Annotated in this window: 18 protein-coding genes and 3 pseudogenes; 2 read left to right on the top strand and 19 right to left on the bottom strand. The window is 55.8% G+C overall.

Annotated features, from left to right (window positions below):
* Positions 1-6: 6 nt before the first annotated feature.
* On the top strand, positions 7-654 hold the full coding sequence (locus tag H3L91_RS07735; RefSeq protein ID WP_040658994.1) for a deoxynucleoside kinase: 648 nt from the start codon (positions 7-9) through the stop codon (positions 652-654).
* Positions 655-862: 208 nt separating this feature from the next.
* A complete protein-coding gene (gene panB, locus H3L91_RS07730) occupies positions 863-1,648 on the top strand; it encodes a 3-methyl-2-oxobutanoate hydroxymethyltransferase (protein ID WP_040658992.1) in 786 nt (261 codons plus the stop codon).
* 630 nt (positions 1,649-2,278) lie between these two features.
* Here the strand turns inward: panB and carB are convergent.
* The 19 genes and pseudogenes from carB to tpx all read right to left on the bottom strand — a co-directional run bounded on the left by carB (position 2,279) and on the right by tpx (position 24,333).
* Positions 2,279-5,488: a carbamoyl-phosphate synthase large subunit gene (gene carB / locus H3L91_RS07725; protein WP_007343152.1), complete on the bottom strand. Its 3,210-nt coding sequence runs from the start codon at positions 5,486-5,488 to the stop codon at positions 2,279-2,281.
* Between the two features lie 19 nt (positions 5,489-5,507).
* Positions 5,508-6,602, bottom strand: coding sequence for a hypothetical protein (locus H3L91_RS07720; protein WP_007343151.1), 1,095 nt, complete (start codon positions 6,600-6,602; stop codon positions 5,508-5,510).
* A 614-nt stretch (positions 6,603-7,216) separates the two neighbouring features.
* Complete coding sequence (locus tag H3L91_RS07715; protein WP_040659565.1) at positions 7,217-7,747, bottom strand: REP-associated tyrosine transposase; 531 nt, start codon at positions 7,745-7,747, stop codon at positions 7,217-7,219.
* A gap of 320 nt (positions 7,748-8,067) precedes the next feature.
* Positions 8,068-8,335: pseudogene (locus H3L91_RS07710) on the bottom strand (SemiSWEET family transporter).
* Between the two features lie 334 nt (positions 8,336-8,669).
* Entirely contained in the window at positions 8,670-10,115 is a 1,446-nt protein-coding gene (locus H3L91_RS07705) for a LutB/LldF family L-lactate oxidation iron-sulfur protein (protein WP_007343148.1), read from the bottom strand.
* On the bottom strand, positions 10,112-10,813 hold the full coding sequence (locus H3L91_RS07700; RefSeq protein WP_007343147.1) for a LutC/YkgG family protein: 702 nt from the start codon (positions 10,811-10,813) through the stop codon (positions 10,112-10,114). Before H3L91_RS07700 ends, H3L91_RS07705 begins: the two co-directional genes overlap by 4 nt.
* On the bottom strand, positions 10,810-11,580 hold the full coding sequence (locus H3L91_RS07695) for a (Fe-S)-binding protein (RefSeq protein WP_007343146.1): 771 nt from the start codon (positions 11,578-11,580) through the stop codon (positions 10,810-10,812). The genes H3L91_RS07700 and H3L91_RS07695 overlap by 4 nt, the downstream gene beginning before the upstream one ends.
* 542 nt (positions 11,581-12,122) lie before the next feature.
* Positions 12,123-12,359, bottom strand: a complete 237-nt coding sequence (locus H3L91_RS12630) for a surface lipoprotein assembly modifier (RefSeq protein WP_040658990.1) — start codon at positions 12,357-12,359, stop codon at positions 12,123-12,125.
* Between the two features lie 50 nt (positions 12,360-12,409).
* Positions 12,410-13,552, bottom strand: a pseudogene (locus H3L91_RS07690) (surface lipoprotein assembly modifier); the annotation flags it as partial.
* A 268-nt stretch (positions 13,553-13,820) separates the two neighbouring features.
* On the bottom strand, positions 13,821-14,459 hold the full coding sequence (locus H3L91_RS07685; protein WP_007343143.1) for a factor H binding protein domain-containing protein: 639 nt from the start codon (positions 14,457-14,459) through the stop codon (positions 13,821-13,823).
* 607 nt (positions 14,460-15,066) lie between these two features.
* Positions 15,067-15,900, bottom strand: coding sequence for a TonB-dependent receptor domain-containing protein (locus tag H3L91_RS07680; protein WP_182109912.1), 834 nt, complete (start codon positions 15,898-15,900; stop codon positions 15,067-15,069).
* A 26-nt stretch (positions 15,901-15,926) separates the two neighbouring features.
* Positions 15,927-16,573: pseudogene (locus H3L91_RS07675) on the bottom strand (IS1595 family transposase).
* Between the two features lie 645 nt (positions 16,574-17,218).
* Entirely contained in the window at positions 17,219-18,181 is a 963-nt protein-coding gene (locus tag H3L91_RS07670) for an IS256 family transposase, variant Zn-binding type (protein WP_425325895.1), read from the bottom strand.
* On the bottom strand, positions 18,154-18,873 hold the full coding sequence (locus H3L91_RS07665) for a TonB-dependent siderophore receptor (protein WP_182109818.1): 720 nt from the start codon (positions 18,871-18,873) through the stop codon (positions 18,154-18,156). The genes H3L91_RS07670 and H3L91_RS07665 overlap by 28 nt, the downstream gene beginning before the upstream one ends.
* Before the next feature lie 946 nt (positions 18,874-19,819).
* Positions 19,820-20,713 (bottom strand): ABC transporter permease subunit, encoded by an 894-nt coding sequence (locus tag H3L91_RS07660; protein ID WP_007343138.1) that lies wholly within the window; start codon positions 20,711-20,713, stop codon positions 19,820-19,822.
* Positions 20,706-21,683: an ABC transporter permease subunit gene (locus H3L91_RS07655; protein ID WP_007343137.1), complete on the bottom strand. Its 978-nt coding sequence runs from the start codon at positions 21,681-21,683 to the stop codon at positions 20,706-20,708. The genes H3L91_RS07660 and H3L91_RS07655 overlap by 8 nt, the downstream gene beginning before the upstream one ends.
* 13 nt (positions 21,684-21,696) lie before the next feature.
* Positions 21,697-22,821, bottom strand: a complete 1,125-nt coding sequence (locus H3L91_RS07650) for an ABC transporter ATP-binding protein (protein ID WP_174258208.1) — start codon at positions 22,819-22,821, stop codon at positions 21,697-21,699.
* Between the two features lie 256 nt (positions 22,822-23,077).
* The gene (locus tag H3L91_RS07645; protein WP_007343135.1) at positions 23,078-23,620 is read right to left on the bottom strand and encodes a bacteriohemerythrin; all 543 of its coding nucleotides are present in this window, start codon (positions 23,618-23,620) and stop codon (positions 23,078-23,080) included.
* Between the two features lie 218 nt (positions 23,621-23,838).
* Positions 23,839-24,333, bottom strand: a complete 495-nt coding sequence (tpx, locus tag H3L91_RS07640; RefSeq protein ID WP_007343133.1) for a thiol peroxidase — start codon at positions 24,331-24,333, stop codon at positions 23,839-23,841.
* Positions 24,334-24,378: the final 45 nt, after the last annotated feature.

The following is a 24,378-nucleotide window of genomic DNA, read 5'->3' as shown; positions in this document are numbered from 1 at the left end:
CACAAAATGGACTACCGATACATCGTGGTCGAAGGCGCAATCGGCAGCGGCAAATCCGAGCTGGCGCGGCGGCTGGCCGGCTACTTCGACGCCCTCTACCTCACCGAAAGCCCCGAAACCAACCCCTTCCTCGAACTCTTCTACCAAAACGCCGCCAACCACGGCCTTGCCACCGAACTGCACTTCCTGCTGCGCCGCGCCAAAGCCATCGACATCATCAACGCCGAAGAAGCCAAAAACGGCCGCGTCGTCGCCGACTTCCTGCTGGAAAAAGACAAAATCTTCGTCCCCGTCGTCCTCGACGACAACGAAAATGCCAACGAACAAACCCTGTTTTGGGAAGCCAAACACAAAATCATGCCCGAAATGCCCGTGCCCGACCTCGTCATCTACCTGCAAACCGGCGGCGCGGCGGCCGAAAAACGCCTGCGCGCGCGCGGCGAAGGCATGCCCAACCTCTTCCCCGAAGGCTACCTCGGCCGCATCAACGAAGAATACCGCCGCTTCTTCCACCTCTACGACAACGCCCCCCTGCTCATCGCCAACAACGACGAAATGGACTTCACTGGCAACGACGACCACTTCGAACTGCTCCTGCGCACCATCAGCCACATGCAGGGCAACCGCCACTACCTGAACCTGAAAGACATATAAACCCGTTTTCAGACGGCCTGATGCAGCCGATATAGTGAAACAGCGCAAACAGATGATGAGGCAGGATGTGCCGCCCCAAGGCGGCGCACGCGTTCTTTAACCGTTCAAGCCGTCTGAAAACCGCGTGCACGGTCGCACCATACCGAAAAGGCCGTCTGAACACCTGTCTTCAAACAAAGTTGAAAACCACCCACACCGAGAACTTCCCATGATTACCGTCAACACCCTCAGAAAAATGAAAGCCGACGGCGAAAAAATCGCCATGCTCACCGCCTACGAAGCCTCCTTCGCCGCCCTCATGGACGAAGCCGGCATCGACGCCCTCCTTGTCGGCGACTCCCTCGGCATGACCGTGCAGGGACACAGCTCCACCCTGCCCGTAACCCTCGCCGACATGCGCTACCACACCGCCGCCGTCGCACGCGGCGCGAAAAACGCCCTGATCGTCGCCGACCTCCCCTTCGGCGCCTACCAGCAAAGCCGCGAACAAGCCTTCGCCGCCGCCGCCGAACTGATGGCCGCCGGCGCGCACATGGTCAAACTCGAAGGCGGCACCTGGATGGCCGACACCACCGAATTTTTGCAACTGCGCGGCATCCCCGTCTGCGCCCACATCGGCCTCACCCCCCAGTCCGTCCACGCCTTCGGCGGCTACAAAGTGCAGGGCAAAGCCGACGGCGGCGCGGCACTCATGGCCGACGCCCAAGCCCACGACGCCGCCGGCGCGGCCCTGATCCTCATGGAATGCGTCCCCGCCGCCCTCGGCAAAGCCGTAACCCAAGCCGTGTCCGCCCCCACCATCGGCATCGGTGCAGGCGCGGACTGCGACGGCCAAGTCCTCGTCATGCACGACATGCTCGGCATCTTCCCCGGCCGCACCGCCCGCTTCGTCAAAAACTTCATGCAGGGACAAAACAGCATCCAAGCCGCCGTCCGGGCCTACGCCCAAGCCATCAAAAACCAAACCTTCCCCGCCGCCGAACACTGCTTCTAAACAGCAGAGGCCGTCTGAAAACGAAGTTCCGGCGCAGCCAAAAACAGATTTCAGACGGCCTTTTCTATGGCACGGCAGGGCAGGGCGCAGGTCGGATATCTGTATCCGACATTCCCCTCCGCAATGGAAGTTCCCCTACGGGAAAACGTCGGATTCGGGAATCCGACCTACAATTTCGGGCAGTCTGAAACCCCGTTCCCTTTCCCGCTCGCTGGGGATTGCTGCGGTTTGGGCAACCTTTGCGGTGCGGCAGTTGGGTAGGTTGGGTTGCAAACCCAACATCGGCGGGTTCACGTGCGCTGTTGGATCAAGACCCAACCTACCTTCTCACAGGGGAGGGGGTGAGTCGGTCGGGCATGAATGCCCGGCCTACCTGTCTTTCCCATGCGGGAACATAAAAGGCCGTCTGAAAAAGCGGATTTCGCTTTTTCAGACGGCCTTTTATGTTCGGGTAGGATGTGCAGTGCAGCCACGCACGCGGTTTCGGCGGGGGTGTATGGGGCGGCGGTTGTGTGATGCGGACAAGACCGCGTGCGCCGTCTCGGGGCGACACACCCCGCCTACATAACAGAGGCCGTCTGAAAAACCTGTTTTCCGGTTTTCAGACGGCCTTTTGCTTTTCAAGCTGCCTTATTTGCCCAAACGCTCGTGCAACTCCTGCACACTGTACACATTGGTTGAATTCAGGTTCTTCACACCTTCGCTCATGGCTTCGCCGCCGGCCACGGTGGTGTATTGCGGCACGCGCTGGGTGAGGGCGCTGCGGCGGATGCTGTGGCTGTCGGCCACGGACTGCGGGCTGCTGGCCACGGTGTTCACCACCAGCGCGATTTCGCCGTTTTTAATCGCGTCCACAATGTGCGGGCGGCCTTCGGGCACTTTGTTGACCGCCTGCACCACCACGCCGTGCTCTTTCAGGTAGCCTGCCGTGCCGCGTGTGGCGCAAACGCCGTAGCCGAGTGCTTGGAAGTTTTGCGCGGTTTTCACGATAAGCGGCTTGTCTTCTTCGCGCACGGAAAGGAAGATTTTGCCGGTGGCGGGCATGCGTTCGCCTGCGCCGAGCTGGGCTTTGAGGTAGGCTTCGCCGAAGGTTTCGCCCACGCCCATCACTTCGCCGGTGGAGCGCATTTCGGGGCCGAGAATGGTGTCCACGCCGGGGAATTTGATAAAGGGGAACACGGCTTCTTTAACGGCATAGAAATCGGGGACGACTTCTTTTTCCACGCCTTGCTCTTGCAGGGAAATGCCTGCCATGCAGCGTGCGCCGACTTTGGCGAGCGGCACGCCGGTGGCTTTGGAGACGAAGGGCACGGTACGGCTGGCGCGCGGGTTCACTTCCAACACGAACACCACGCCGTCTTGTACGGCAAACTGTACGTTCATCAAGCCTACCACGCCCAGCGCGTAGGCCATGGCTTTGGTTTGGCGGCGGATTTCGTCTTGGATTTCTTCGCTGAGCGAGTAGGGCGGCAGCGAGCAGCCGGAGTCGCCGGAGTGGATGCCTGCCTGTTCGACGTGTTGCATGATGCCGCCGATCACAACATCTTGGCCGTCTGAAACGCAGTCCACATCGACTTCAATCGCGTTGTTCAGGAAGAAGTCGAGCAACACGGGGCTGTCTTCGGATACCTGCACGGCTTCGCGCATGTATTTTTGCAGCTCTTCGGCGGAGTGGACGACCTGCATGGCGCGGCCGCCGAGGACGTAAGAGGGGCGCACGACCAGCGGATAGCCGATTTCTTCGGCTTTGACGAGCGCTTCTTCTTCGTTGTGGGCGATGCGGTTGGGCGGTTGGCGCAGGCCTAAGTCGTTCAACACTTTTTGGAAACGTTCGCGGTCTTCGGCGGCATCGATGCTGTCGGCGGACGTGCCGATGATGTTCACGCCGTTTTCAACCAATGCGTTGGCGAGTTTGAGCGGGGTTTGGCCGCCGTAATGCACAATCACGCCCCACGGGTTTTCGGTGCGGACGATTTCCAACACGTCTTCCAGCGTCAGCGGCTCGAAATACAGGCGGTCGCTGGTGTCGAAGTCGGTGGATACGGTTTCGGGGTTGCAGTTCACCATAATCGTTTCAAAGCCCGATTCGCGCAGGGCGAGCGCGGCGTGAACGCAGCAGTAGTCAAACTCGATGCCTTGACCGATGCGGTTCGGGCCGCCGCCGAGAATCATCACTTTTTTACGGTCGGAAGGACGCGCTTCGCATTCTTCTTCGTAAGTAGAGTAGAGATAGGCGGTTTCGGTGGCAAACTCGGCAGCGCAGGTATCGACGCGTTTATACACAGGATGCAGGTTCAGCGCGTAGCGGTGTTCGCGCACTTCTTTTTCTTTTACGCCCAAAAGCTGCGCGATGCGTTTGTCGGAGAAGCCTTTGCGTTTCAGACGACGTAAGGCGGCGAAATCCAAATCTTGCAGGCAGCCTGCACTTACCTGCTGCTCTTCTTTCACCAAGTCTTCGATTTGCGCCAAGAACCAAGGGTCGATGGCGCAGATTTCGTGGATTTCTTCCAGCGTGAAGCCTGCGCGGAACGCATCGGCTACAAAAAGCATACGCTCAGGGCCGGGGTTCGCCAGTTCGCGGCGGATTTCCGCTTTGTCGGAGCTTCTCGGATTGAAGCCGCACAAGCCGGTTTCCAAGCCGCGCAGGGCTTTTTGGAAGCTTTCCTGAATCGTGCGGCCCATCGCCATCACTTCGCCCACCGATTTCATCTGCGTGGTCAGGCGGTCGTCTGCGGCGGGGAATTTTTCAAACGCAAAACGCGGGATTTTGGTCACGACATAGTCGATGGAAGGCTCGAACGACGCGGGCGTGCGGCCGCCGGTGATGTCGTTGCGCAACTCGTCCAGCGTAAAGCCGACCGCCAGCTTCGCCGCCACTTTCGCAATCGGGAAGCCCGTCGCCTTGGAAGCCAGCGCGGACGAACGGCTCACGCGCGGGTTCATCTCAATCACAATCATCTCGCCGTTTTCAGGGTTCACCGCAAACTGCACATTCGAGCCGCCCGTGTCCACGCCGATTTCGCGCAATACCGCTAAGCTTGCGTTGCGCATGATTTGGTATTCTTTGTCCGTGAGCGTTTGCGCCGGCGCAACCGTAATCGAGTCGCCCGTATGCACGCCCATCGGGTCGAAGTTTTCAATCGAGCAGATAATGATGCAGTTGTCGTTCTTATCGCGCACCACTTCCATCTCGTACTCTTTCCAGCCGAGCACGGACTGCTCAATCAGCAGCTCATGCGTGGGCGACGCATCGAAACCGCGTTCGCAAATCGCCAAAAACTCGTCTTTATTGTAGGCAATGCCGCCGCCCGAACCGCCCATCGTGAAAGACGGACGAATCAGCGTCGGAAAGCCGACCTGTTCCTGCGCCGCCAAGGCTTCGTTCATGGTGTGGCAGACAAAGGATTTCGGGCAGGAGAGGCCGATTTTTTCCATCGCCTCCTTAAATCGGCCGCGGTCTTCCGCCTTGTCGATCGCGTCTTCCGTCGCGCCGATCAGCTCGACATTGTATTTCGCCAGCACGCCGTTGCGCGCCAAATCCAGCGCACAGTTCAGCGCGGTCTGCCCGCCCATTGTGGGCAGAATCGCATCGGGCCGCTCCTTGGCGATAATCTTCTCCACCGTCTGCCACATAATCGGCTCGATGTAGGTAACATCCGCCATTTCAGGGTCGGTCATGATGGTGGCAGGGTTGGAATTCACCAGAATGACTTTATAGCCTTCTTCACGCAAAGCCTTGCAGGCCTGCGCGCCGGAATAGTCAAATTCACAGGCCTGACCGATAACGATAGGGCCGGCGCCGATGATAAGGATGGATTTTAGGTCGGTACGTTTGGGCATGGAGGATAGTCCTTATATTTTATTTAGATAGATCCAAAAATAAGTTGTCAATTTTTCCAAATAATAAATCTGTAGCATCCGAAGAATTGTTAAGCATTTCGTATACATCATTATCACTTAACACAATAATTACTTTACCACTTTCTCTAATTGCTCCATTAATAGCAAATTTACCATTATCATCAACTCCCTTACGAGTAAAAATAATTGCAACAGAACGAAAAGCTGTTTTCAAAAGATATTTTTCTGTTAGATGAATTTGCTCTTGTTTAATTTTATTTGTGTAATTTTTAAATTCAAAAGTTATATAATAACAATTTAATGTTTCTCGAATAAATTTCCAAAAAACTGGAAGTTTGTCATAATCATTAATGGGGACAACTAAATCTCTATATTGGAATGTTTCTTCAGTTTCTTCATTAATAATAGAACGTTGGTAAAATTTGTGTAGATTTTCTTGGATACTATCCTTATTCCATTTGCGCAAATGATCACGGAATAAATGATGAATAATTCGGACGCATAGCTCTTCATAAGATTTCCAGGCATTATTTTTTCTGCCTGTTTCAAGATTTCTTAGTTCTTGAGCTAGTTTCCCACTCTCGTTAATAATTTTTTCTAACAGAGAGTTATCTTTTCCAATTATACTTTTAATTTCTTTTTTTGCTGCAAGCAAGTCTATAATACTTTTATCCTCGTTACTTATATATGCATAATCTTTAAGTTCAGGAAAGTAAGCAGTATTGAAGTACCCAGTTTTAAGTATATTATTTCTATCTATAAGAATTAAAGATGGGAAATATTTTTCTAATTCTTCCCTTTGGCTAAGTTCTACATGGCAATTAACAATTAGAATTGGTACTGAATTTTTTTGAGAATACTGAGCATATTTTGTTGCCTGTTCAGCACCTCGATATAATACATCTAATTGGATCAGTGGAGATCGGTAGTATTTTATTTCTACTAAATAATGTATATTTTCATAAAAAAAATCAAGATCAGCATACCAACAATGATCTTTTATCTTTATCGGAGTTTGTGCATTTACTTTAATTGATAGAGTTTGTGATAAAAAGAGTCGTAGTTCTTGTTCATATTGTGTCTCGCTTATCATGTTATGTTCCTTCAAATTACTATATGTAAATTATTTAACATAGCAAGCCGTAGCCTGCATGTAGGGTGTGTGCAGTACGCACGCGTTCTTCATTTTCCCTGAAACCCCAACCCACCGCACGCGTGCCTTGCACCACACACGCTACCGATGGGTTCAAAGGCCGTCTGAAAAACGCTCGCGGCGTCTGCTCCATCTGCCTTGCGATAAAGGCTACCTGAAAAATTCCTGCCGTTGATATTTCAGGCATTCTTTTTCAGACGACCTGCAACGCCTGAATCTGCTGTAACCCGCTCCCTCCCCCGTGGGGGAGGGTTGGGGAGAGGGCATTCTCCGAGTTGCGGCAATCTTTCCCAACACCCTAACCGCCCAAATACAAGCCTTGCGGCTTGTTACCCTCTCTCTAACTCTCTCCCGCGGGAGAGAGGACGGGTGGCTGTTGGGGCTAAGGGTTCTGTAAACTAATCAGGTTGTGCAGGCTGTTTTTTACTTTTCAGACAACCTGAAATTAACGGCTGTAAATCCAAGCAAGCGTAGGCTGGGTCTCAACCCAACAAAATCCGTTAAATCATCCGCCCCGTGTTGGGTTTGCAACCCAACCTACCGTAACCCGCTACCTATGGTTCTCCGAAACCGCTGTCTCCGTCCATATCTCCGCCCGCCCAAGCTGCGGGCAATATGCCCTGCCACACATAACGGTGAAACGAGGGATACGGCCAATCCGCCACGCGGGCAACATAACCGTGTTTGACAGGGTTGATATGGATGTAATCGATATGGGCGTTCAAATCCTCTTGGTTGCGGATTTTGTGTTCCCAATAACGCCGCTGCCAAATGCCGCGCTCGTTTTTCTGCCTGCGCGAAGGGGAAACGTTTTCGATTTTCGGCAATGCCTGAGAAAACTTGGCTTTAATCATGCGCAGGCGCATCGGGTAGTTTTGGTCGTGCTCGGGCAGTTTTACCAGCAGGTGCAGATGATCGGGCAATACGCATACGGCGGTAATTTCAAACGGATGCCGCGTTTTTACTTCGGCAAACGCCTGCCGCAGGGCATCAATATAGCGCACCAGCAAATCTTGTTTTCTGTCTTGCAGGGCAAGCGTGAAGAAATAGCTGCCGCCCGGGGTAAACGCGCGGCGGTATTGCATGGCTTGCTCCTTTTGGTTTTTATTTATTGTTGGTTGGTGTTGGGTTTGCAACCCAAGCTACCGTGCGGTATCCGACATCGGCTGGGATCGTCTGAAACCCGTAGGTTGGGTCTTGACCCAACAAAACTGTTAAATTGTCTGTTTTGTGTTGGGTTTTCAACCCAACCTACTGTGCTTAATCCGTTTTCGGCAGGCGTGGCTTAGGTCTCGAACCGGTAAGCTATCTGTTTTTGTGTCGGATTTGCAAGCCAGGCTGCCTTGTGAGATTTGGCTATCGTATCGAGGCCGTCTGAAAAAGGCTTTTCAGACGGCCTCTTTATTTAGAATTTGATGATGCTGGTAATAAAGGTGATGAGACCTAAAAAGATGCCGGGGGGCGTTGGCGAGGGCGACGGGCCAGTCGCGTTGTTTTTTCAGCAGGGCGTAGGCGACCCAGAGGGTGCAGTTGACGGCGACGACGAGGGGTTGCAGCCATGAGCCAGGCTGGCCGTTGAGGTTGTTTTGGATCTGGGGGATGTAGGAGACGTACATGCCGACGGCGGTGAGGGTGGCGACGACGGACAGGACTTTCATTTGTTTTTCGGTCATATCGGCTTTCTTTTTTGATTTGTGGTGTCAGGGCGGTCAAACGGCGGGGATTATACTCCAATTTGTTTGGATTTGTTTACATTCGGCGTGCTGCGGGAAAGCGTGAGGCCGTCCCCGCCGATACCCTTTCGGGGCATAAACGCGGGGATGACGTTTCTGAAAGCGCGTGCGTGGTTTGCGCCACACCCTGCTTAACGGATAAAAGGCCGTCTGAAAACGTGGGAATGCGGTTTTCAGACGGCTTTTTGTGCGGTGTGCGGCGGGCGGTTTTGGCTGCGCCGAAGCCGGGTTTTCAGACTGCCTCTGTGGTATGCCGGGCCGTCTGAAAAACGGTTTATTCCTGCTTTTGCCGCTCTTTCATCATTTCGTGCAGGGTTTTTTTGGCGGGTTTCATGGGTTTGCGGTGGTTGGTCCAGCCCAGTTGCGAGGAGGGGGTGAGGGCGCGGAAGGTGGTGGCCGCCCAGCCGAAGGCGCGATAGGCTTTTTTGCCGCTGAATATGCCGTCGAAGGTGCGCCATGCCCATTGTTCGGCGATGGTGTGCGACGCGCCCTGGCCGCGTATGGGGTGGGGGACTTTTTCGTCGGGGGCGCGTTGGGCTTCTTCGCGCAGGCGGCGCATTTGGGCAGTGATGGGGATGCGCACGGGGCAGACTTCGTCGCACGCGCCGCACATGGTGCAGGCGGTGGGGAGGTCGCGGGTGGCGTCCAGTCCCAAGAGGTGGGGGGAGACGATTTCGCCGATGGGGCCGGGGTAGGTGGTGCCGTAGGCCGCTCCGCCGATGCGGGTGTAGACGGGGCAGTGGTTCATGCACGCGCCGCAGCGGATGCATTGGAGGGTGCGGCGCATTTGTTGTTCGGCATAGGCCTGGCTGCGGCCGTTGTCGAGGAGGACGAGGTGCATTTCCTGCGGCCCGTCGAGTTCGCCGCTGCGGCGCGGGCCGGTGATCATGTTGAAGTAGGTGGTGATGTTCTGGCCGATGGCGGAGCGGGGCAGCAGGCTGTACAAGGGGGGGATGTCGGTGAGTTTGGCGACGACTTTTTCGATGCCGGTGATGGCGATGTGCACGGGCGGCACGGTGGTGGAGAGGCGGCCGTTGCCTTCGTTTTCCACAAGGCAGAGTGTGCCGGTTTCGGCCACGGCGAAGTTGACGCCGGAGAGGCCGACGTCGGCGGTGCGGTAGATGTCGCGCAGGGCCTGGCGGGCGAAGCCGGTGAGTTGGTCGACGTCGTCGGTGAGGGGGGTGCCGAGGTTTTGGTGGAATAGTTCGCTGACCTGTTCTTTGGTTTTGTGGATGGCGGGCATGACGATGTGGGTGGGCTTTTCGCCGGCCATTTGGACGATGAATTCGCCCAGGTCGCTTTCGACGGCTTTGACGCCCCGGTCGGCAAGGTAGTGGTTCAGTTCGATTTCTTCGCTGACCATGGATTTGCCTTTGACCATGAGTTTGCCGTTGTGCGCGCTGATGATGCCGTGGATGATGCGGCAGGCTTCGTCGGGGGTTTCTGCCCAGTGGACTTTTACGCCGAGGCGGGTGAGGTTGGCTTCGAGCTGTTCGAGCAGCTCGGGCAGGCGGGAGAGGGAGCGTTGGCGGATGTGTTCGCACAGGGTGCGCAAGAGTTGCAGCTCTTCTTCGTCGGAGAGGACGGCTTTGCGTTTGCCCATCAGCATGTCCATGGCGGTGCGCAGGCTTTTGCGCAGGGGCTGGTCGGCGAGGGCGTCGCGGGCGTTTTGTTTGAAGGTTTCGGGTTTGGGGTGGAAGTGTACGGTTTGGGTGCTCATGCGGCGGTCTCCATGTATGACGGGGCGATGTGGTCGGGCAGGACGGCGAGGACGACGAGGTCGCGCGGGCCGTGTGCGCCGTAGGCCAGGGTCAGTTGGATGTCGGCGGTTTTGGAGGGGCCGGAGACGAGTACGACGTTGGTGGGCATGTTTTGCGCCAGGTTTTCGCCGGCGAGGGCGTGGTGGAAGGTGTCGTACATTTTGGCGGTGTCGAACAGGCAGAAGTGTACGGGGGGTACGAGGCTTTGGCTGCGCGGCTCTTGCGCGTCGGGGCAGAGCAGCAGGGTGCCGGTGTGGGCGATGCCGCAGCGGGCGGCGGTGAAGCCGGCGTCGATGCGGGCGAAGTATTCGTCTTTCCAGTCTTCAATCGGGCGGTCGAAGGTTTTGATTTCGATGTCTGAGGCCGTCTGAAAAGCGGCGGCGGCGGCTTGGCCATGTTCGGTGTCTAGCGGCAGCAGGATGTTTTTCAAGCCTTTTTTCTGCGCGGCGGCGAGCATGGCCTGCGGCCAGTTTTGCCGCGTTACCCAACAGATTTCGGTTTTCACCGCGCGCATGGTGTCGGCCCAGTGTTTGAGGCGGGCGGTTTCGCTTTCCCATTCGGGGTGGATTTCCTGGTAATACTCGGCAACCTGCGGCTCTTTCATCGGGTAGGCGTCGGCTTTTTTGAGTTTGGCCAGTATGTTGTCGCGCGCGCTCATGCTTTGCCTCCGGTGCGTTCGAGAAGGAAGGTGGCGATGTGTTTGGGGCGGGGCATCTGCGGTTCGTCTTTGGCGATTTTGCCGCCGATGTTCATCATGCAGCCGGCGTCCGCGCTGACGATTTCCACGGCTTCGGTGGCTTTGAGGGCGGCGACTTTGTCGGCCACCATCGCGCCGGAGATGTCGGGCTGTTTGACGGAGAAGGTGCCGCCGAAGCCGCAGCATTCGCTTTCGTGGTCGTGTACCACGCGTTCGACGTTTTTCAGGCTGTCGATGAGTTTCCAGCCGGTGAGATGCACGCCCATTTCGCGGCGCGCGCCGCAGGAGGTGTGCACGGCCACTTTGATGCTGCCGCCTTTGTCTTCGGGGGTGTAGCCGATGTCGAGCAGGAAATGGGTGAATTCGATGACGCGCGATGCGATGTCTTGGGCTTTGGCTTCGTGGACGCTGCCTTTGAAAAGCTGCGGCCAGTGGTGTTTCATCATGCCGCCGCACGAGCCGGAGGGGATGACGATGGGCCAGTTTTCGGGGAAGAGGTCGAGCTGGGCGGCGGCGACGTCGAAGGCTTCCTGCGGGTGGCCGGAGGTATAGGCGGGCTGGCCGCAGCAGCTTTGCGCCATCGGGAAGTGCACGCGTATGCCTTGCTGTTCGATGAGGGTAACGGCATCCAAACCGGCTTCGGGCATGAATATGTCGAGCAGGCAGGTGCCGAAAAAGTACACATCGGCGGGTTTGCCGCCGGTGTTTTTTCCGGAGGTTGCGTTCATGTTTTTTGGCTTTCTGGTTTGTGTCGGGTCGAACCGGTTTTTGTGTTTTTTATGCTGCTTGTTACGGGCGGCACTTTAAGTAATCCTTTTTGGCCGGTCAAGGAAAAAATGCGCCGGTTTGTTGTTTAACCTTATGAGAAATAAGGATTTATTAAATGATAGGCAAAATTAGTCATCGTCATCAGGCCGTCTGAAAAGGGAAAAGGCGGCCGTTCGGTAGGGTGTGTGGCGCAGCCACGCACGCGGTTTGGTTCTTGGGGAAACGCGCGGATTGGTTATGTGGCATAGAACGCGTGTGTCGTTTTGGGGCGGCGTACCCTACGTTAGCGACATAAACCGCGTGCGTGGCTGCGCCACACACCCTACCTTGTGTTCGGAATGGGTCGGATGGGGAACAGGCCGTCTGAAAAGCGGTTTTCAGACGGCCTGTTTGCTTTGTTCCCACATTTCAAAACTCTTTTTCCAGCGTGAAGGAGATCTGTTTTTTGTTGCGCGGGAAGGCGTAGATGTTGCTTCTGACTTTGAGGTAGGAGAATTCCAGCTTAGGGGGTGATGCCGCCGGGCAGCCATTTTTCTTTCCACACCGAAGCGTCGGCGTAGGTTTCGCAGTCGCTGCGGGTGATGCCGCCGTAGAGGGCGGCGGGGCGGGCGAATTTGCGGGAGACGTAGCGGCCGCCGATGCGGATGTTGGTGCCGTTGGCGAAACGGTAGAGTGTGCCGAGGTTGGCGAAGCGGCGGGTGGAGGTTTCTTCTTTATCGTCGGTTTTTTCGCGCTGCACGCCGAGGCCGCCGAAGGCGAACCAGTTTGGGGTGAGGGCGCGTAGACGGCGGAGGCGGAGAGGCCGTTGAGCGCGGCGTTGTAGCCGGCGTAGCGTTCGTCGCGGTATTTTTTGCGGATGAAGGTGTACGCGCCGGAGAGTTGCAGGCGGGGGGTTGCCCAGCGGGAAAACGAGGCGTTTGCGCCGGTGTTGCGGCTGTATTGGCGGCCGCCGAGCCATGAGGCGGAAACGAGCGGGGTGTGAGGGCGAAGGTGTTGTTGAGCGTGCGGTATTTGTAGCCTGCGTCTAGGGAGAGGGAAAATTCGTCGTCGTCGCGCTAGTGCGGGTAGCGCACGCCTTCGGCTTCGAGGTTGAAACCGATGTTGTGGTTGCCTGCGAGGTTGGTGTCTTTGCCGATTTGCGCGCCGTAGCTGATGCCGCTGCCGCTGTGGCAGGCTTTCGGGGTCGCGCGGCAGTTTGTAGTAGTAGGTTATGCTGCCGACTACGGCAAACGGCCAGAGGAAGTAGTCGTTGGAGGTGGCGTTGTTGGTGTTGTTGCCGTATTGCCAGCCGCCGCGCAGCCTGATCTGCCATGGGTCGGCCTGTTTCACCGCCGCCAGATAGGCGTCGGCCTGCGCCGCCGCTTCGGGTTCGATGTCTTCGCGTTTGGCCTGTTCAAACTCTTTGGTCGCGTCTTTGTAGGCGCGGTTTTCAAACAGCATGCCCGCCAAATCGAGGCGGACATAGCTCAAATCGGGATGTTGACGCAAGATGTCGCGGTACACCTTCGCGGCCTTGCCCGGCCTGCCCTGCGCGCGCAAAAGCGCGCCGCGCACATAGGCGTCCAGCACGGGGTCGTGGCCGGGGATGTCGTGGTAGAAGCCGGAAACGTGTTCCAGTGTGTCCCAGTCTTCGGAGAGCATGGCGGCGTTTAACACGCGGTTGGCCAGCTCGGGATGTTTTTTCAAATCTTCGTCGTCCAAATCGGGGATGTCTTCGCTTTCCTCCTGCGCGGCGGCGTTTTTTTTTTTGCGCAGGCCGCTGTTGGTTTCGATCTGTTCGCGGCGGCTTTCCAAATCGTCGGCAAGGCCGCGCAGCAGGCCGGATTCGGGGGTGGTTTGGATTTTGGCGGAGGGGTCGTCGGCAAGGGCGGGCGCGGAGGAGAGGGTGAAAAACAGCAAGGGGAGCAGCGGGACGGTTTTTTTCGGGAACATGGGTATAGAGCGGGGCGGGTTTGTTTTTTCAGACGGCCTCGGCTTGCGGACGGCCGGAACGTGTGCGCTGCCTTAGGGCGACATACCCTACCTAAGGGGGCAGAGGCCGTCTGAAAACGTTTCTCGGGGCGGCAAAAAAAGCGGATTGTGCCGCAACCCGCTTTTGCAAGGGCATATCAGCGTTTGCCGATGATGGCTACGCCGCCGACGCGGTCGGGCAGGCCGTTGACGAAGCTGGCAACTTCTTCGCCGTTCGGGCCGTACACGTTCAGAGTGTAGCGCGGGTCAACGTCGCCGTAGATTTTTGCTTTATGATTTTTTGTAACCAAATCATACGCAGCTTGGGCAGCGGCAGCGTTGGTAAAATATACTGCTTGCCTTTTTCAGTAGCAGCAGCACCGCGCACTTCTGCTTTGCCGTCGGTTACGCCCAGTGTGCCGTTGGCATTGGCAACAATCGGAGCTTCTTTCAACGTGCCAGCCACATTGATGAAGCGGTTAAGACCTTTCTCTTTACCGGCTTTTTCCACAGCCAAACGGGAGTCAGTAGAGTTGTCAATCCATGCGGCAGGCACCAGCAGTTTGTTCAGCGTAAAATCACCCTTGCCGCGTTTGCTGGCCAGATCGATTTGATAGTTGAAATCGCCCTGCGGGAAGTTGGTAAAGGCCATACCGTGATAGCGGAAAGTACCCGATTTCGGCAGATTGGCGAGTTTGGTGTTGTCGCCGACAATGTGCTTGACAAAATTACGGTTTTTGTATTTGGTACCGTCCGATTTCAGCTTGGTAACGTTGGCCAGAACACCGGAATATTTCTGCCGGTAGATTCTGTAGACCATATTCGAATCCGTGCCTGCCGAGCCGTTGTTGCCGAGCTTGGTTTTGTCGCTGTAGGCCGGGTCTTTCACCTGAGCGTTGTGCAGTTTGTCGGGTGCGAAAGTGTTCAGCGCGATGGTGGTCTGCGTTACCTTGCGGCCGTTCTGTCCGGCAACGGCAATGGACGGGCCATAGGTCTGGCGGCCGTAAGTAAATGATCCGGCATATACGCCGTCAACAGATTTGTCGTAGGGCGAATGCTCGTTCAGGTTAACGCGCTAGCCGTTCCAATCTACGGCGGAAGCCGATTGGGCGGCGAAGAGGGCTGCAATGAGGGCAAGACTTTTTACGGTGTTTGATGCCATGATACAATAACTCCTTTAACGGATAAGAAAATTGAAATGCGTGTAGCGCATTCCCGTTTCTTGACTCGCTGCTTCCCGAAACTGAAATTTTAAGAGACAGCAGCGGGTCAAGTTTTTTTCCGCATTGCTGCGGGAATTCTGTTTTATGGCTTGGGTTCTGAAATGGCGGCTGATGCCGCTTTTTTGTTGCCTGCCGGAAATTACGGCGGCTTACGGCGGCGTTTGGATTTAATGGGACGAATATTAATCCTAAAATTAACAGGGCGCAAGCAAAAACAGATCAAATAACCATATTTATTTTAATACTGTTGTTTTATATGAATAAATTTTTATATTACCACCTTATTTTTATCGCTGCGTTCACACTTCTGGGTTTGCCGTAAAAATTACCCCGTGCATTGGTGTAGTAGCGTTTGTTGAACAGATTGCCGACATTGACTGCAACGGCAGCATGTTTGTTGATTTTGTAAGAAGCCATCGCATTCCATACAGCGTAAGAAGACTGCCACAGTTCCTTCGGTTTGTCTGAAACATAATATTGGCCGTTGGACATTCCGTGTCCCCAAGGTTTCGGCTTCACGCCACTGTTCCATCTCATGCCGATACCTGCGGCAAATTTCGCTGTGAAATCATAGCGGGTAAAGAATTTGAAAGTTTTGGCGGGAGCGGTATAGGTTTCGCCGTAATCCATATTCAGCTCGTCGCCCAATTCGCTGTCGGAATTGGGAGAGGCGTAGGGTTTGCCGATTTTCAGCTTGGTAAAGCCTGCCTGAACCAGCCATTTCGGCGTGATTTTCCCTGCGATATTGATGTCGTAACCGCTGCTTTTGTAGCCGTTGACAATATCGTATTCCAGCGGGCGGTTGATACACTGACCCGAACTGTCCCAGCTTTTACATTCGCCTACGCCTGTCGGCTTGAAGGAGGGGTAGCCGTTCTGCGTCATGGTGAAATAGGCGAGGGAAAAATTGAGTTTGTCGTCAAACAGGCCGCCTTTGATGCCGAATTCTTTCGAGTTGCCTGTAATCGGCGGAAATTTGCCGCCGCCTTTGGGCTGGCGGTCAAACTGGGTTACACCGAATGTATCGTTGTCTTTGGCAATACCCGCATAGCTGGCATAAGCATTAATAGATGGGGTTAGTTCGACAATCAAACCGCCATACGGAATGAATTTGGGGCTGTACTAGATAAGCCCTAAATTCCACACCACCGACGCAGCACTTTGAGCTGCTCGGAAGGTGTGCCAAAGTTAAAACGGAACTCGCATTCTTTCAAGAACAGCGGGAAAGATTTTCGGTCGATTCCGTTGTATTTGCGCAGTACGCGCTTTGCCTGATTCCAGAAATTTTCAATGCCGTTGATGTGGTTCTGCCTGTCGGCAAACAGCTTGCTGTGGTTGATGCGTTGGTGGGTAAAGCCACTCACATCCAATACGTCATAGCTGCCCAGGCAATCCGTATAGACAATGCTGTCCGGCATGATTTTCTTTGTGATAACAGTCAGTAAGGTTTCTCTTTTGGCGTTTTCAACCACTACGGTATAGACCTTGCCGCCGCGTTTGAGAATACCGAAAACCGCCGCCTTGCCTGCCGCACCGCGCCCGCGTTTGCCTTTGCGGTGTCCGCCGAAATAACTCTCGTCCAACTCGACCGAGCCGTTAAAAACCATATCGGCTTCCAACGAGAGATGATGGCTGATGACTACGCGAACCTTGCGGTAAAACAGCACTGCCGAATTGGGGTGGATGCCCAATAAATTGGCAGCTGAACGGGCGGTAACTTCGAGTACAAAAAATTGGAGCAGTTTCTTTTGAATACTCTTTTTAGCTTACAACGGGTTATCTTCGTTTTTGCAGTCTAACATGACTGCTTATCTAGTACAGCCCCTTTAACTTTGGCACACCTTCCGAGCAGCTCAAAGTGCTGCGTCGGTGGTGTGGAATTTAGGGCTTATCTAGTACAGCCCCTTTAATTTTGGTGCATAACCTGTTGTGCCGATATCGCCATAAAGAAAATGCTGTTTGTTACGGATTTGATTATAAGTAGTTTGAAGAGAAAGATTAGAATTAAAAAAGTGCTTGTATTCAATAAAAAAAATTGTCATTTATTTGCTTGTCAAACGCCCAGTCTGCGCCGTTATTGAAATTCGGCGGGGTGTCGCGGGCATCTATCCATTCCAGTTTCTCTTCATATGTATTGGGGTCTAGCCCCAAATTGACGCGGGAGTAGCGGGAAACCCCTCTGCGTGGTGCGCCGCGTACAACACGGTGCTGGTGGCGGTGGCCGAAGGTGAGAAAGTTTTTATTGTCGGGCGACCATTCGACTACGCTGTAGAGCGCGTGCGAACGCTGCCTTACTCTGTCTAGAAAGCTGTTGCTGTGCCCGAGCGTGGCGACAAAGCGGCCTTTGAGGGTTTTCGGGCGTAAGTAACAAAATGGAGGCTGTTTCAGAGGGCTTTGTGTCTAAGTAACAAAATGGAGGCTGCCATTACGATTCAACAGAGAAATAGTCCTTAATAAACTTAACATTGTTTTCTTGTTTCATCCCTTGATGGCAGGCCAAAAGCCGTTTCATGTCGGAGAATATGCCGTCAAGCAGATTGGTGGTGTTTGGGATGCTCAAACCGGGGTATTGCTCGAACACAAACAGCTTATCCAAGTTCCGTTTCAGGCTGAAATACGCGCTTCCGAGCCTCGGATGGGTGTAGCGGGATTTGCCGGTTTCAGGCTGCTTCGTGCGTTCGTTTAAAAAGTCTTTGTGCTCGTCAAACCATGCTTTCAAACCGCTTTCAAAGTCGGCTCTTGTGCTGTTTTTGAGCGTTAGGGCCAAACGCCAAAGTGCCTTTCCCGCTTCGGTTTGCGGGTTGCGCGTCAGGTAGCGTCGGACGGTTTGTATCTGATGGAAGTGGCAAAGCTGTACGGGAATATCGGGAAACATCTGCGCCAGTCCGCGCCTTCCGTCGCAAACGATGCTTTGGATTTCAATGCCTTTGGCTTTCAGACGGCCTATTGCTTGGGCGTAAAGCATGTTGGTTTCGTTTTTGACTTCGGCAACAGACAATGCCTGCCTGCTGATGCTGTCGAACAAAACCATGACGCCGAATGTGCGGCCGAAGTAGGTGGCGTCCATGATGACGTTGGCTGTTGACGGAGCGGCGAACTGTGCTTTTGGCGCGGCCTTTTTGAGATGGCGCAGGATGGTTTGGCGGCTGCATCCGTGGATTTGTGCAAGCTGTGCGGCGGTTTGTTTGCCTGATGTGCAGGCTTGCCACAGTGTCTGCGGATTGGGCCGCCTGCCGCTGTCAAACTGTCTGCCACATGCGAGGCATTTGTAGCATTGGAGGCCGTTGCGGACACCGTTCTTTTTGACCTGTTTTGAGCCGCAGAAAAGGCATTTTTTGTGTTCAAAACCTTTGAACCTCTTTAAAGCCTTATAGGATAAGGCTTGCAGGGATTTTCAGCCTCCATTTTGTTACTTACGCCGGTTTTCGATTCGTTTAACGCGCCGCCGTAGTCGAATTCGATGCGCTTGTCGTTCCACGAGCCGTATTTCAGATTTAACGCCCCCGCTTTGGCGGTAGTGGGACATTTGCGCACAAAATTGATGCTGGCGGCCGGATCACCCGCGCCCGTTGTCAGCCCCGTCGAGCCGCGCACCACTTCCACGCGGTCGTATAAAAAGCTGTCTTGCGCGGTGCGCCCGCCAAGCATAGAACAGCTGACCATCACGCCGTCGAGCTGGTAGTTATCCACAGGAAAGCCGCGCGAATAGTATTCCGCATCGCTCACGCCGGGTATGGAATCGTTAATTACCGTAATGCCCGGGGTTTCTTCGAGAATATCGTTGAGGTTTTGCAGGTTCTGATCCTGCATCTGCTGCTGGGTGAACACGCTGATGCTCTGCGGCGTTTCTTTGAGTTTCAAATCGAGCTTGGCAGCGGAGGTGCTGCCTTTGACGGTGTAATTGTCGCCGCTCTGGCGCGGGGTGTTGCGGCTGCCGCGCACCACCACGGCGGCAACTTTTCCTTCCGCTTCAACAGCTTCAACTGCGGTATTCTGCTCGGGCGGCTTCGCTTCTTCGGCCTGTGCATAAGCGGCAAACAGGGCGGCGGCAACAAACAGGGGGAGGGGCTTTTGGGTCATGGTTATACTCATGAGGGGTTGACAAAAAAGCCGTTTATAAAACGGTTCGCGCATTTTACATATCCATACGCTTTGTTTCAATAATTAAAATCAATATGGATGATGGCAAAAGGAATAAGGCCGTCTGAAAACCGTGTTGCGGGGTTTCAGACGGCCTTTGAGCGATATGGAACGCGTGCGTCGTTTTGGGGCGGCACGCCCTACGTTAGCGGCATAAACCGCGTGCATGGTTGCGTCACACACCCTACGTATGACCCGCTCTGCCGTTATTTCCGCGCAGGCCGAAAAATCCGTAGGTCGGGCATTTATGCCCGACTGACGAACGTCGGAAAATTTAGAAATGTCGGGCATGAATGCCCGACCTACGGACTGTGCGTACTTTCAGACGGCCTTTGCCGTTTGGTGGGTGTATGGCGCAAGCCACGCACGCGGTTTTGTTTTTTTGGGGAAACGCACGGATTCGTTGGGCAGCAGGGAACGCGTGCGTCGCCTTGGGGCGACACACTCTACGAAGCCTCCCTCCTGCCGTCATTCCCGCGCAGGCGGGAATCTTGGCTGAGTTTTGCAACAGTTTGTTTCTTCAAGAATTGCTGAACAGCAGAAAAGATTCCCGCCTGCGCGGGAATGACGGGATAAAGGTTTTGGCTGTGCCGAAACTGCGTTTTCAGACGGCCTTTTGCATGGCAAGACCGCGTGCGTGGCTGCGCCAGACACCCTACGTTTGGCTTGGCATGAATTGGAAAGGCCGTCTGAAAAACGGTTTTCAGACGGCCTCAGTAGGATTATGGTTAGTGCCGTAGGTCGGAGACATCCAATGCTACAACTACTGCGCCACACACCCTGCGTCGGGTTTGGCATGGGTCGGATGGGAAACAGGCCGTCCCCGTCTACGCGGGGATGACGTTTCTGAAAAGCGGTTTTTCAGACGGCCTCGGCAGGATTATGGTCAGTGGTGCAGTGCCTGTTCCATCGCCAGTTTTTCCTGCCGTTCGGCTTCGGCGGCTTCGCGTTCGCGGCGGGTGGTTTGGCGCATGACGTACCAGTTGAGCAGGATGACGAGTGTACCGACGATGCCGATGATGATGGTGGCCAGTACGTTCATCTGCGGGTCGAGGCCGAGTTTGACGCGGGAGAAGATGACCTGCGGCAGGGTGGAGGAGCCGGGGCCAGAGAGGAAGGAGGTGATGACCAAGTCGTCGAGCGAGAGGGTGATGCCCAGCAGGAAGCCGGAGGCGATGGCGGGGGCGATGAGCGGCAGGGTGATGACGAAGAAGATTTTCAGCGGCCGCGCGCCCAAGTCCATCGCGGCTTCTTCGAGCGACTGGTCGAGTTCGCTCAGGCGGGCGCGGATGAGGACGGTGATGTAGGCCATGCACAGGGTGGTGTGGCCGAGGAAGATGGTGAAAAAGCCGTTGCCCAGCCAGTCGGCGTTGCCGAAGATGCCTTTGAGCAGGGTTTGCACCTGCATGATGAGCAGCAGCATGGAGAGGCCGGTGATGACGTCGGGCATGACCATCGGCGCGGATACCATGCCGGCAAACAGGGTGCTGCCCCGGAAGCGTTTGATGCGGGCGAGGGCGTAGCCGGCCAGTGTGCCGAGGACGACGGCGGCCAGCGACGCGCTGACGGCGATGCGCAGCGAGAGCCAGGCGGCGTCGAGGATTTGGTCGTTGTCCAGGAGCTTGGCGTACCATTTGGTGGAGAAGCCGCCCCAGACGGTTACGAGTTTGGAGTCGTTGAAGGAGTAGATGACCAGCACGACGAGGGGGATGTAGAGGAAGACCAGCCCGAGGATGAGCGCGGCTTTGAGAAACCATGAAAGATTTTGTTGTTTAGCCATTTTTTCCCCTTTCCTGTTCGAGTTGGCGGCTTTCGTAGCGGTGGTAGAGGGTGATGGGGAAGACCAGCAGCACGGCCATGACGACGGCCAGGGCGGAGGCCAGCGGCCAGTTGTTCTGGTCGAAGAAGGTCATCCACAGCACTTTGCCGATCATCAGGTTTTCCGAGCCGGCGGTGAGGTCGGGGATGACGAATTCGCCGACGGCAGGCACAAACACCAGCATGGAGCCGGCGATGATGCCGGTTTTCGACAGGGGCAGGGTGATGGTGAAGAATGATTTCACCGGTCCCGCGCCGAGGTCGGAGGCGGCTTCGAGCAGGCGGTGGTCGAGCTTGGTGAGCTGGGTGTAGAGCGGCAGGATCATGAAGGGGAGGTAGGCGTACACCATCACCAGTTGCAGGGAAAAGGCGTTGTAAAACATGTTCAGCGGCTCGCTGATGATGCCGTATTTTTGCAGCAGATGGTTGATGATGCCGTTGAAGCTCAGCAGCCCCGTCCAAGCGTAGACGCGCAGCAGGAAGGAGGTCCAAAACGGCAGCATGATGGCCAGCAGCAGGCCGTTGCGGTAGGCCGGTTTGGCGCGGGAGATGGCGTAGGCCATCGGGTAGCCGATGAGGAGGCAGATGAGGGTGGTGAGGCAGGCGGTTTTGACCGACGACCAGTAGGTGCGCAAATACATATTGCTGTTGCCGTCGGCGGGGGCGAGGCCGGTCATCTGCGCGAGGGTGCCGCCGAAGTTTTGGAAGATTTCCTTGTAGTTCTGCGTTACCAGATGCAGGGTTTGCTTGCCGGTGGCGGGGTCGGTTACAAACAGGTCGGTGTAGGGCGGGATTTTGACGTCCTGTTCGGCGAAGCTGATTTTGAGCACGATGAAAAACGGCACAAGAAACAGCAGCAGCAGCCAGACATAGGGGATGCCGATGACGAATTTGCGCCCCGGGCGCAGGCGGCGTTTGATGTTGACGGACATTTCAGAGGGTCTCCTAGCGGGTCAGCGGGGTGGGCTGGTTTTCCGGCCAGTCGAGATACACTTCGTCGCCCCAGGTCGGCGGGGTGAGGTTGCGCACGTACCAGTAGGGCGCGGGCACTTGGCTTTTGACGATGCGGCCGCTGTCGGTCTGCACGTGGTAAATGGCGTAGCTGCCCAGATAGGCGATGTCTTTGACCGTGCCTTTGGCCCAGTTGTGGGTGTCGCGGTGGGCGGGTTTTTCCTTGTGCAGGTCGATGTCTTCGGGGCGGATGCTCACCCACACGGTTTGGCCGTTTTCCGCCTCGAATTTCTGGTCGGTGTACACCTTGCTCGGCAGTTCGGGGCAGTCGATGAGGGCGTGGCTGTCGTCTTTGTGGGCGACTGTGCCTTCAAAGATGTTGGTTTCGCCGATGAACTCGGCGGTGAAGCGGCTGTTGGGGTAGTCGTAGATGTTGCTGGGGGTGTCCACCTGCTGCAATTCGCCGTCGGACATAATCGCCACGCGGGTGGCCATGGTCATGGCTTCTTCCTGGTCGTGCGTTACCATGATGCAGGTTACACCCACTTTTTCCAGCGTGTTCACCAGTTCGAGCTGGGTTTGCTGGCGCAGTTTTTTGTCGAGCGCGCCGAGGGGTTCGTCCAAAAGCAGCAGTTTGGGGCGTTTGGCCAGCGAGCGGGCGAGTGCGACGCGCTGCTGCTGGCCGCCGGAGAGTTGGTGCGGCTTGCGTTTGGCGTATTTGGCCATCTGCACCAGGCGCAGCATTTCGTCGACGCGTTCGCGGATTTCGGCGGCGGGGACTTTGTCCTGTTTCAGGCCGAAGGCGATGTTCTGCTCCACCGTCATGTGCGGGAAGAGGGCGTAGCTTTGGAACATCATATTGATGGGGCGGTCGTAGGGGGCGAGGGCAGTGATGTCCTGGCCGTCGAGGATGATGCTGCCCTCCGAGGGCGTTTCCATGCCGGCCAGCATGCGCAGCAGGGTGGATTTGCCCGAGCCGGAGCTGCCGAGCAGGGCGAAGATTTCGTGCTGTTCGATGTTGAGGCTGATGTGGTTGACGGCGAAGTTTTCACCGAATTTTTTCACCAGCCCCCTGATTTGCAGATAGGGCTGGGCGGCGGATTCTGTGGTCATCTTCAATGCTCCAAAGAAACTCGATACCGGCTGAAACGGAACTCGAAAGGGTGAATCGAACAGCCCCGCGCGGGGCTGCGGAAAAAAGCCGCATATTATATTGGCGGACAAGCGTTTCGGGCAAACAAAACCGCCGCCGTTGATGGCGGGGCGAAACAAAATGGGAAAGATGCAGGGCGCAGTATATACATATGAGGCCGTCTGAAAACGCGGATGCGGTTTTCAGACGGCCTTTCGCGGAGCGGCTGTGTCTGCCGGAAGGTCAGGCTTGCGCTTTTGGCGCATGTTGCGGGCTGTCGGCTTCCATGTCGGCCACGGTGGCAAAACCGCCGCCGCTGCGGCGCGGACGGACGAAGGCGGCGTTGACCGCTTCTTCCGCCGCTATTGTTTCGTTTTCGGCGTGCCGCGCGGCCAGATGTTTCTGCACCACGGCGATAAAGCCGCGGTCGTGGTGGCTGATGTGGGTGAATAGCCACGAATGCAGCACGTCCAGAAGTGTCTGGCCGATGTCCTGCCCCGCCTGGTGGCTTTGCTGCATTTCGCCCACTTTGGAAACAAAACGCTGGTGTATCGCTTTATGTTGTTTGGACAGGGAGTAGCCCGCCTCGTCCATCAGCCGTTCTTCGTCGGTGAAATGCTCGACGGTGTAGCGGATTAAGTCTTCGATGATTTTCCCTTCTGCCGCGAAATCCTTGCGGCTGTTGGCTTCGTGCAGTTCGTTGATGCAGCGCACGAGGATTTTGTGCTGCTCGTCCACCAGCGCGATGCCGCTGTCCAAGTCCGGTGTCCAATCAAAATAGGCCATGTCGTTTTCCCTTATTGGTATGGTTTTTGAAAAACGCGATTTTAGCGGCGCGCCGTTTTGGCGGCTTAATCCATGTCAATTGAAGCGGAAAAGGCCGTCTGAAAACCGGAAATGCGGTTTTCAGACGGCCTCTGTCCAACCGGCGGATACGCTTTGAGGCCGTCTGAAAACGGTAAAACAGGTTTTTCAGACGGCCTCAACTTGCAAAAACGATGTGTTTACAACACGGTCAGCGCGGCGTCGTAGTCCGGTTCGCGGGCGATTTCGGGGACGAGTTCGGCGTGCAGCACTTTGTCGTTTTCGTCCAAAACCACCACGGCGCGGGCGGTGAGGCCGCGCAGCGGGCCGCTTTCAATGGCCACGCCCCAGTCGCGGGCGAAGCTGCTGCGGAAGGTGGAGAGGGACACCACGTTGTCCAGCCCTTCCGCGCCGCAGAAGCGCGCCTGGGCGAAGGGCAGGTCGGCGGAGATGCACAGCACCACGGCGTTGTCCAGCGAGGAGGCGCGTTCGTTGAAGGTGCGCACCGACTGGGCGCAGACGTTGGTGTCCACGCTGGGGAAGATGTTCAGCACTTTGCGTTTGCCGGCGAAATCGGCCAGCGTTTTGTCGGACAAATCGCCGGCGGCCAGCGACAGGGCGGGTGCGGCGGCTCCGGCGGCGGGGAAGCTGCCGCCGATTTCGACGGGGTTGCCTTGCAGGGTTACTTTGCTCATGGGGTTTCCTTTGCGGGGTTGGTGGGGAAAACGGTTTTTCAGACG

It is taken from the genome of Neisseria bacilliformis (assembly GCF_014055025.1).
GTDB lineage: Bacteria > Pseudomonadota > Gammaproteobacteria > Burkholderiales > Neisseriaceae > Neisseria > Neisseria bacilliformis.
Note: the sequence above shows the minus strand (reverse complement) of the source record. Positions and strands in the feature narration are given on the sequence as shown.

Coding starts and splice junctions, on each gene's coding strand:
- H3L91_RS07735 (WP_040658994.1), top strand. CDS start 7: ATGGACTACCGATACATCGTGGTCGAAGGCGCAATCGGCAGCGGCAAA.
- panB (WP_040658992.1), top strand. CDS start 863: ATGATTACCGTCAACACCCTCAGAAAAATGAAAGCCGACGGCGAAAAA.
- carB (WP_007343152.1), bottom strand. CDS start 5,488: ATGCCCAAACGTACCGACCTAAAATCCATCCTTATCATCGGCGCCGGC.
- H3L91_RS07720 (WP_007343151.1), bottom strand. CDS start 6,602: ATGATAAGCGAGACACAATATGAACAAGAACTACGACTCTTTTTATCA.
- H3L91_RS07715 (WP_040659565.1), bottom strand. CDS start 7,747: ATGCAATACCGCCGCGCGTTTACCCCGGGCGGCAGCTATTTCTTCACG.
- H3L91_RS07705 (WP_007343148.1), bottom strand. CDS start 10,115: ATGAGCACCCAAACCGTACACTTCCACCCCAAACCCGAAACCTTCAAA.
- H3L91_RS07700 (WP_007343147.1), bottom strand. CDS start 10,813: ATGAGCGCGCGCGACAACATACTGGCCAAACTCAAAAAAGCCGACGCC.
- H3L91_RS07695 (WP_007343146.1), bottom strand. CDS start 11,580: ATGAACGCAACCTCCGGAAAAAACACCGGCGGCAAACCCGCCGATGTG.
- H3L91_RS07665 (WP_182109818.1), bottom strand. CDS start 18,873: ATGACCCAAAAGCCCCTCCCCCTGTTTGTTGCCGCCGCCCTGTTTGCC.
- H3L91_RS07660 (WP_007343138.1), bottom strand. CDS start 20,713: ATGGCTAAACAACAAAATCTTTCATGGTTTCTCAAAGCCGCGCTCATC.
- H3L91_RS07655 (WP_007343137.1), bottom strand. CDS start 21,683: ATGTCCGTCAACATCAAACGCCGCCTGCGCCCGGGGCGCAAATTCGTC.
- H3L91_RS07645 (WP_007343135.1), bottom strand. CDS start 23,620: ATGGCCTATTTTGATTGGACACCGGACTTGGACAGCGGCATCGCGCTG.
- tpx (WP_007343133.1), bottom strand. CDS start 24,333: ATGAGCAAAGTAACCCTGCAAGGCAACCCCGTCGAAATCGGCGGCAGC.